The organism is Kitasatospora sp. NPDC093558 (assembly GCF_040683475.1).
Lineage (GTDB): Bacteria > Actinomycetota > Actinomycetes > Streptomycetales > Streptomycetaceae > Kitasatospora.
Genome location: NZ_JBFBDY010001352.1, coordinates 1 through 1,111, shown reverse-complemented (window position 1 = coordinate 1,111; position 1,111 = coordinate 1). Strand labels below are relative to the sequence as shown.

The following is a 1,111-nucleotide window of genomic DNA, read 5'->3' as shown; positions in this document are numbered from 1 at the left end:
GGTGCTACGCCCCGCCGGTGTGGACGCTGAACGCCGAGCGGCGGGCCGCCCTGGCCACGCCCGGGTCCGGGTGCACGCCCGAGACCGCCGTCAGCACCGAGGCCGCCCGCGGGTGCCCCGACTGCCGGGCCCGGGCGAACAGCCGCACCGGGTCGCCCGCCGAGGCGCCCTCCACGTGGCCGACCAGCAGTTCGGTCTCGCCGTGGTCCAGCACCGCGGCCGCGGTGTCCACCCACAGCCAGGCGGCGTCCTCCGCGCCCAGCACGTCGGCCGGGGACACGCCCTCGTCCGACTGCTCCGCGAGCCACAGCAGCGCGTAGGGGCGCAGCACCGGCTCGTCCACGGCCGCGCGCACCGCCTGCTCGGCCGTGCCCCCGGCCACCCGCAGCGCCTCGAAGGCCAGGCCGCGCACCAGCGCGTCGTCGCCCTGGGCGGCGTCCAGCAGCTCGGCCACCGCGCGGTCCGCCGGGCGGGCCGCCACCCAGGCGCGGTACTCGGCCCTGGCCGGGCCCGGCGAGTAGTCGGCGCAGGCGTTCAGCAGCTCGTAGGCGCTCTGCTCGATGTGACCGGCCGCGGTCTGGGCGACCGTGCAGATCTCCTCCAGCTTCGCCCGCACCGCCCAGTGCCCGAGCGGCGACAGCTCCGCGGCATCGTTCCTGCGCACGACGGCGCCGACGGCCGCCAGGCCGTCCAGCATCCAGTCCAGGACGGCGGCGACGTCCGCGGGCGCGGCCGGGGTGTCGATCTGCGGCTCGCGGCAGGTGCCGCGGACCGCCGACACGGCGGAGGCGGCGTGCGGGACGGGCGACAGGCCCGCGCCCCCGCTGCCGCCGACCCGGCGCTCGTCCAGGCCGCGGCGCAGCAGCTCCAGGAGCTCGCTGTCGGCGACCGGGCCGTCCACCAGGTGCAGGAAGGAGAGCAGCTGCGGGGCCTGGTCCACGGCCTGTCCGGCCAGCACGGTGAAGACGCCGCGCAGGGCGGCCGGCGGGACGGGCGCGAGCAGCGTCCAGGCGTCGAACAGCGCGGACCAGCCGCGCACCACGGCCTCGTCGTCGTGCTCCCAGGCGTGCAGGCGCCAGCCCGGGCCGGCTCCGCCGTCGCGGGCCTCGAC

General features: G+C 78.8%; 1 protein-coding gene. It reads right to left on the bottom strand.

Annotation, left to right across the window (positions count from 1 at the left end):
* Positions 1–4 precede the first annotated feature (4 nt).
* A partial coding sequence (locus AB0O00_RS40910) for a hypothetical protein (RefSeq protein WP_363659726.1) occupies positions 5–1,111 on the bottom strand: 1,107 nt, incomplete at its 5' end.